The sequence below is a fragment of the Kitasatospora sp. NPDC093558 genome (genome assembly GCF_040683475.1).
In the GTDB taxonomy this organism is placed as follows: Bacteria; Actinomycetota; Actinomycetes; order Streptomycetales; family Streptomycetaceae; genus Kitasatospora.
Genome location: NZ_JBFBDY010000349.1, coordinates 1 through 6699 on the forward strand (window position 1 = coordinate 1; position 6699 = coordinate 6699).

Genomic DNA, 6699 nt, shown 5'->3' on the forward strand with positions numbered 1-6699 from the left:
TGCCTGCCGATGGCAGCGGACCGTCGGCTGCCCGGACCGGGCCGCACGCCCTCCCCCGCGACCGCGAGCGCGCTGCGGACCGCCTCGGCCATCGCCCCCGCGTCGGGCCACCGCTCCCCGGGGTCCTTGGCCATCGCCCGCTCGACGATCTCCCGCACCGGACCGGGTATCGCGTCCGGGAGCGGTGGCACGGGCTCCGTCAGGTGCTTGAGGATCACCTCCAGCGCGGTGTCCCCGTCGAAGGGCAGCCGCCCCGCCACGCACTCGTAGAGGACCACACCGAGCGCGTAGAGGTCCGCCGAGCCGGTGGCCGTCCCGGTCGAGGCCTGCTCCGGCGCCTGGTACGCGGCGGTGCCGAGGACCATCCCGGGGACGGTCAGCCGGGCGTCGCTGCCCGGCCGCGCGATGCCGAAGTCCGCGATCACGACCCGGCCTTCGCCCACCCGGTCGCCGCCTTCCGTACCGCCACGCACCATCAGGTTGGCCGGCTTGACGTCCCGGTGGACGACCCCGCCCGCGTGCGCCACCGCCAGCGCCTCCAGCACCTGGAGCGCCATCCCCAGCGCCTCCTCGACCGGGAGCGTTCCGCGGCGCTCCAGCACGGCGCTGAGCGGCTCGCCGTCGATCAGCTCCATGACCAGGTAGGCGACCTGGCCTCGTCCGTACGCGGGAGCGTCGCCGTGCCCGTAGTCGTAGACCCCGACGATGCCCGGGTGGCGCAGCCGCGCCATGACGCGCGCCTCGGCGTGGAAGCGCTCGGCGAAGCCGGGCTCGTCCAGCAGCACGGGTTTCACGACCTTCACCGCCACCCGGCGGCCCAGGACCTCGTCCTCGGCGAGCCACACGTCGCCCATCGACCCGCCGCCCAGCCAGTCCACCAGCCGGTAGCGGTCGGCGAGCACGGTGCCATGCATGGTTCTCCCTGAATCGAGTCCGCATCGAGGGCGCGCGCCGCGATCCCGGGCCGCCCCGGAGATCATGGGGCCCCTCGATAACGGCTGACTTGTCGTCACATGAACGCCGACGCCACGCGGCCTCTCGCCCCGCTACGGCGCCATGGTCAGACCCGCGGAACCGGCCCCGCGGCTCAGCACGACGGACCGGATGTGGTCCAGGGCCCTGGCGTAGTCGGCCCGGCCGGGGTTGGCGCGGGCGGCCTCCCGCAGGTCGAGGACGCGGTAGGGCGGTCCGAGGTCGGTGACCTGCGGGACGAACTCGGCCTTCGTCACGGCCCACCGCTGCCCGGGCGCGCCCGGTGGCGAGAAGGTGAACCGGGCGATCGAGGACCAGTTGCCGCGCGGGTCCTCGGCGCCCGAGTAGTCGAACATGTGGCCCGCGAGCTGGTCGCCCATGCCGTAGACGGTCCAGGTGTCGTTGATCTTCTCGTACGCCTGCGGGATGTGGGCGTGCGTCCCGAGGACCAGGTCCACCACCGGCCGGCCCGGCTCCGGCTCGGCGGCGAGGTCGCGGGCCAGCGTGAGCTGCTGCTCGTTCGGCGCGTCCTGCCACTCGGTGCCCCAGTGGACGCTGACGACGACGATGTCCGCCCCCGCTTCCCGGGCCGCCCGCGCGTCGGCGAGGATCCGGTCGCGGTCGATGAGGTTGACGGCCCAGGGCTGCCCCTTCGGCAGCGGGATGCCGTTGGTGCCGTACGTGTAGGCGAGTTGGGCCACGGTCGCCCCGCCCGCCGTGAGCAGCGCGGGCCTGCCCGCCTCGTCCTCGGCGCGCGCGGACCCGGTGTGTTTCAGCCCGACGGCGTCCATGGCGTCGAGCGTGCGCCGGATCCCGGCCGACCCGTCGTCGAGCGTGTGGTTGGAGGCGGTGTCGCAGGACGCGTACCCGGCGTCCTTGAGCGCCCGGGCCACCTGCGGGGGCGACTTGAACGACGGGTACCCGGTGAAGGGCCCGCCGTCGGCGCCGTACACCGTCTCCATGTGGCAGATCGCCAGGTCGGCGGCGGCGATGACGGGCTTGACCCCGGCGAGCATCCGCGTGAAGTCGTACCCGTCGCCCCCGGCGTCCTCCTTGGCCTGCTGGATGATCTCGGTGTGCGGCAGGACGTCCCCCGTCGCCACCAGCGTGAACGCCCGCGGCCCGGAAGCCGTCGGCACGACCGTCGCAGCCTCTGCCACCGAGGGCACCGTCTCCGGCACGGGCGGCCCGCCACACCCCGTGAGGGCGAGCAGCACAACAGCCAGGAGCACCTCACGGCGCGGCGATCTCATCATCATCTCGTCCCACAGTCGGCGGATATGACCTCCCCACCCACCTCGACTATGCGAGCCCGCCCCCACCCCGCCCGTCCCCCACGCCCCACCACCCCCAGGCCTCACCCAACGGGGCCAACCGACCCGGCCCAGACCCCCACCCTCCGCATACAGCCCGTTTCCTTATCTGACGTCGGGTCATAGCCTTGTAACGGATGGTGACTTGGGGCGCCACTTTCAGCCTTGGCAGGAACATGCTGTTGGTCCGCGAATCCGCGAACACGTCCTCGACGAGAGGCCGGTCATGAGCACATTCGCCATGTGGAGATGTTCCGCCTGCAGCATGAGCAACTCGGCGGCCGACGTCCGCTGCACCCGCTGCGGAGCCTCCCCGAGCCCCGCTCCACCGGCGCGGGGGTGGGCCCCGACCGCGCCCGCCCCCCTTCCCGCGCCGCACTCGACGACGGAGGCCACCCGGTACCTGTGCGTCGCCGTCCAGTTCGACAGCCTCTTCGCCCAGAAGGTCATCGCGGCCGTCCTGGAGGAGCCGCACCGAGCCGTCGCCTCCTCGCCCGGCGTCGACCTGGTGTGCGTCATGCGCTACGCACTCGCCGCCCGGAGCCGGCAGGCGGCGGCCTGGGTCCTGCTCATGCTGACCGCCTACGGCCTGATCGCCTCCGTGGTGTTCCGGTCGGCGCTCCCGTTCCCGACCCCGGCCGTCGTGCTCCCCCTCCTCGTCCTGGCCTGGGCCATCGTGCTGATCGAACGGCTCACCACCTTCTACGGCGTCCTCAGACCCCGGCTCAGCCGCACGACCTTCGACCCCACGCAGGCGCCCCCCGCCGCCAGGCCGCGGGACGAGGCCCTGCTGCACCGCCTGGCCGCACAGGACCACCAGGGCAACGTCACGGTCTTCTCCGGCTACGAGCCGTTCCTCGGCTACGGGCGCCTGCTCGACTCCTGGAACTTCACCATCACGGTGGACCGTCCCGGAGAGCAGTTCGACGACGTGATCCCGTTCAGCGTCGGTGAGTTGCTCACCGCCGTCACCCATGCGATCCAAGTGCTCGGACTTCCCGGGGTGGACGTCTCCGAGCGGGTGTTCGTCAGCGGTGCCGACCTGGCCCAGGACATCGATCCCGTCCTGCGCCAACTGCTGCTCCCCCGGCCCGCCGACCGGCCGGAGGTCACCGTTCCGCCCGCGGTCATGAACCGGCTGCGCGAGGACGGGTCCGCACGCGCCCGGACCTACCTGGTGACGACGGTGCAGGGCTGGGGCAGCGAGCTCGTGACGACCAGCACGATCCGCTTCTCGCTGAGTCCCGCGAAGGACCTGCTGTTCATCGAGGGCGCCACCTCGCTGCTGCCGCCGATCCACCGCGACTACCACATGGTCGACCACCTGCTCGACCGTCCCACCTGGCGCCAACTGCTCGCCCTCGCCAAGGAATCCGCCGTCGTCATGCTCCCGAGGCTGGTCATCAGCCTCGCCGTCCCCGTCGCCGCGCCGGTCGCCGGGATCGCCCGCTGGCTGAGGAACCGGGAGCAGCTGCGCCTGATCACCCAGCGCGCGTTCAACTACGGCGCCCGGCTGAGCGTCCGGGAGGCCGCGATCAACCCGAAGTACCACCGCTACTACCAGCACATCGACCGCCAGATGTACACCAAGATCGTCGAGCGCCGCACCATGGACGCCCTCGTCACCTTCCTCCAGGACCACCAGGTCGACGTCTCGGAACTGCGGGAGCGCCAGAGCGTGATCTACAACGGCGGTGTCTTCACCTCCGGCAACGCACGGATCAACTTCATCAACTCCCCGGTGGCCGCCGGAGCCGGGAGCCGCATCAGGCTCCCGATCTGGCGCGTCACGACCGAGAAGCGGAAGGAGAAGCCGTGAGCGAGGACAGGAACGTCTCCGGCGGGTTCCACGTCGGCGGCCACGCCAACGTCACCATCACCAACTCCGGAGTGGCGGCGGGCCGCGAGTCCTCCGTCACCGTCAACGTGTCGGCCGCCGACGAGGAGGCCCTCGCCCGACGGGTCCTCGCGCTCGCCGAGCGCCTGCGCCACAGCGACGACCCGGCGACCGTCGAAACCGCGGAGGACCTCCACGCCGAAGTGGCCTCGCAGTCCCGCCGCTGGGACCGGGTGCTGCGCCGCGGTCCGCGCCCAGCCGCACGTGGACGGCGCCGGCCGCGTGCCGCTCGGCGTTGTCGAGCAGGTTGGTGAGCAGCCGTCCGAGCCACAGCGGGATGCCGTCCACGGCGACGCCCGGGGCGAGGTCGGTGGTGCGCCGGTGCGGCCCGGCCGGGCGGCCGAGGACGGTGCCGGCGACCAGCGCGGTGATGTCGACGCGCTGGCGCGCCCGGTCGTCGGCGCCGCCCGCGTCGAGGCGTGCGAGGAGCAGCAGGTCGGTGGCGAGGCCCTGGAGCCGGTCGGTGTCCTGGAGCGCGCCGTGCACGAGCTCGGCGCGCACCGCCGGGTCGGGGTGGGTGTCGGCGACCTCCAGCTGGGTGCGCAGCACGGCGAGCGGGCTGCGCAGTTCGTGCGAGGCGTCGGCGATGAACTGGCGCTGGCGCCGTCCGGAGGCCTCCAGCCGGTCGAGCATCGCGTTCATGGTGGCGGCGAGCCGGGCGATCTCGTCGGCGGTGCCGGGCTCGGGCACCCGGCGGTGCAGGTCCTGCCCGGTGATGGCGTCGACCTCGGCGCGGATCGCCTCGACCGGGCGCAGCGCGTTCCCGGTGACCTTCCACGTGACGACGACGCCGGTGAGCAGCAGCAGCGGGCAGGCGACGGCGAGCCCGGCCTGGGTGATGTCGAGGGCCTCGTCGGCGGCGCGCAGCGAGGCGCCGGCGTAGACGGTGACGGGCCCGGCGGGAGTGTCGCCGGTGACGGCGGTGACGCGCTGGCGGTGGTGGTCGAGGAGCGGGTCGACGTCGTCGGTGGTGTGCGAGCCGGTGCGCCCGGCGGGGGTGATCGCCGGGCGTCCGGCCAGGTTGGGGCTGGCGGCGAGGACGGTGCCGCGGGCGTCGACGACCTGGAGGAAGTCGGTGCCGTGGCCGGTGTGCAGAACGGGGGTGAGCCGGCCCTGCGCGGCGAGCTGGGCGACGGTCTCGGCCTGCTGGCGGGTGGCCGAGGCGGCGGAGGCGACGAGGTCGGCGTGCAGGACGGCGAGCAGTCCGGCGCTGGCGAGGGCGAGCGCCGCGCCGAGCACCGTCCCGGCCCCGGCGGTGGCCCGGGCGCGGACCGTACGGGGGACGAGGCGGCGGGTGAACTGCCGGATCCGGTACGGCACTTCAGCCGCCGTCCGGGTCGAGGCGGTAGCCGGCGCCGCGCATGGTCTGCAGCGCGGCGCGGCCGAAGGGTGCGTCGATCTTGCGGCGCAGCGCGTGGATGTGGACCTCGACGACGCTGGGGTCGGCGTCGTGGTCGGCGTCCCACACGTGGTCGAGGATCTCGCGCTTGGAGACGACCGTCCCGGCGCGGGCGGCGAGGTGCTCCAGGATGGCGAACTCGCGGGCGGTGAGGTGGGTGGGGGTGCCCGCCCGGGTGCAGGTGCGGGCGTTGGCGTCGACGACGAGGTCGCCGAGGGTGTGCAGGCGCGGCCGCTGCCGGTCGATGCGCCGGTGCAGGGCGCGCAGGCGGGCGAGCAGCACGACGAAGGAGAACGGCTTGGACAGGTAGTCGTCGGCGCCGGTGTCGAGGGCCTCGGCCTCGTCCCACTCGCCGTCCTTGGCGGTGAGAATGAGGATCCCGGCCCGGCAGCCGTTCGCGCGGAGGCGGGCGCAGACCCGGTAGCCGTTGAGGCCGGGGAGCATGATGTCGAGCACGATGACGTCGTAGGGGTGGCGGCCGGCCAGGGCGAGGCCCTCGGGCCCGTTGGGGGCGGTGTCGACGGTGTGGCCGTCCGCCTCCAGGCCGCGGCGCAGGGCGGTGGCCATCCGGTGTTCGTCCTCGACGACGAGTATGTGCATCCGTTCAGGGTGCCAGGTGGTCCGCAGCGATCTTCACCGCCCTTAAGCGGAGGTTCAGGAACGGTCCGCCATGATCGCCGGGCGCGGCCCGGGCGGTACCGGGCGCGTGGAGCACGCCATGCAAGGAGAGCGCCCGATGACCGACTCCCCGTCGTCCCCGTCGTCCAGCACGCCGTACCCGGACGGCCCGCACCCCGGCCCCGAGCTCGGCCCGACGTCCGGCCCGCAGACCGCCGCCGAGGACGTCCCGCAGCTGTCGGCCAAGCGCCGCCGGGTCGCGCGGGTGCGCGCCTGGGCCGCCGGGCGCGAGCGCCGGATAGCCGCCGGGGTGGCCGCGGTCGCGCTGGTCGGCGCCGCGGGCGGGGTGGCGCTGACCGTCGTGCACGGCGGGCACGGCCGTGACCACGAGCGGGCGATGAACTGGTCCGAGGACGGCCCGGGTTCCGAGGGCGGCAAGGCCGAGCACGGCGGCGACGGACGCCAGCAGGGCGAGCACGGCCACCGCCACCACGGCGGGC

At 73.7% G+C, this 6699-nt stretch carries 5 protein-coding genes and 1 pseudogene; 2 read left to right on the plus strand and 4 right to left on the minus strand.

Annotation, left to right across the window (positions count from 1 at the left end; genetic code table 11):
• Both AB0O00_RS25935 and AB0O00_RS25940 read right to left on the minus strand, forming a co-directional pair.
• Nucleotides 1-914 (minus strand): serine/threonine-protein kinase (locus tag AB0O00_RS25935; RefSeq protein WP_363655618.1); only part of this gene is annotated, 914 nt, incomplete at its 3' end.
• 132 nt (nucleotides 915-1046) lie between these two features.
• Complete coding sequence (locus AB0O00_RS25940; RefSeq protein WP_363655620.1) at nucleotides 1047-2231, minus strand: CapA family protein; 1185 nt, start codon at nucleotides 2229-2231, stop codon at nucleotides 1047-1049.
• Nucleotides 2232-2550: 319 nt separating this feature from the next.
• Between AB0O00_RS25940 and AB0O00_RS25945 the strand changes: the two genes are divergently transcribed.
• Nucleotides 2551-4104, plus strand: a complete 1554-nt coding sequence (locus AB0O00_RS25945) for a hypothetical protein (RefSeq protein WP_363655622.1) — start codon at nucleotides 2551-2553, stop codon at nucleotides 4102-4104.
• 102 nt (nucleotides 4105-4206) lie between these two features.
• Here the strand turns inward: AB0O00_RS25945 and AB0O00_RS25950 are convergent, their stop codons facing one another.
• Together AB0O00_RS25950 and AB0O00_RS25955 are read right to left on the minus strand one after the other, a co-directional pair.
• Nucleotides 4207-5502 (minus strand): histidine kinase dimerization/phospho-acceptor domain-containing protein, encoded by a 1296-nt coding sequence (locus AB0O00_RS25950; protein WP_363655624.1) that lies wholly within the window; start codon nucleotides 5500-5502, stop codon nucleotides 4207-4209.
• Between the two features lies 1 nt (nucleotide 5503).
• Complete coding sequence (locus AB0O00_RS25955) at nucleotides 5504-6181, minus strand: response regulator transcription factor (protein ID WP_363655626.1); 678 nt, start codon at nucleotides 6179-6181, stop codon at nucleotides 5504-5506.
• A 136-nt stretch (nucleotides 6182-6317) separates the two neighbouring features.
• On the opposite strand from AB0O00_RS25955, the pseudogene AB0O00_RS25960 reads away from it, so the two are divergent.
• A pseudogene (locus AB0O00_RS25960) lies at nucleotides 6318-6699 on the plus strand (hypothetical protein); the annotation flags it as partial.